At 59.8% G+C, this 438-nt stretch carries 1 protein-coding gene; it reads right to left on the bottom strand.

Annotation, left to right across the window (positions count from 1 at the left end):
* Positions 1-438 (bottom strand): YDG domain-containing protein (locus G7009_RS27340; RefSeq protein WP_181133382.1); only part of this gene is annotated, 438 nt, incomplete at both ends.

Here is a 438-nt window from a genome sequence, read left to right as displayed (position 1 = left end):
CAGTACCCGCATTCTTGTCGCTGAAGGCACCCGTGGTGCCGGTGCCGGAGACCTTGCCTTCGTCGCCATCGACTACGCCTACCAGGCCGAGATTGCTCAGCTCGGCGGCAGTGCTGCCGTCGTAGACTTTGTCAGCCACATCAGCGATGCCGGTAATGACCTTGCGGTCGATATCGGCCACACCGATTTGCGCGTCGGTATCGAAACGGTAGTTGCCCGCCTCTTCACCGGCCAGGGCGATTCCAGAGCCAATTACCGATTTGGCGGTGCCAGCATTCTTATCGCTAAAAGCACCCGTGGTGCCGGTACCAGAGACCTTGCCTTCGTCGCCATCGACTACGCCTACCAGGCCGAGATTGCTCAGCTCGGCGGCAGTGCTGCCGTCGTAGACCTTGTCAGCCACATCAGCGATGCCGGTAATGACCTTGCGATCGATAT

Source organism: Pseudomonas capeferrum, assembly GCF_013523055.1.
Lineage (GTDB): Bacteria > Pseudomonadota > Gammaproteobacteria > Pseudomonadales > Pseudomonadaceae > Aquipseudomonas > Aquipseudomonas capeferrum_A.
Note: the sequence above shows the minus strand (reverse complement) of the source record. Positions and strands in the feature narration are given on the sequence as shown.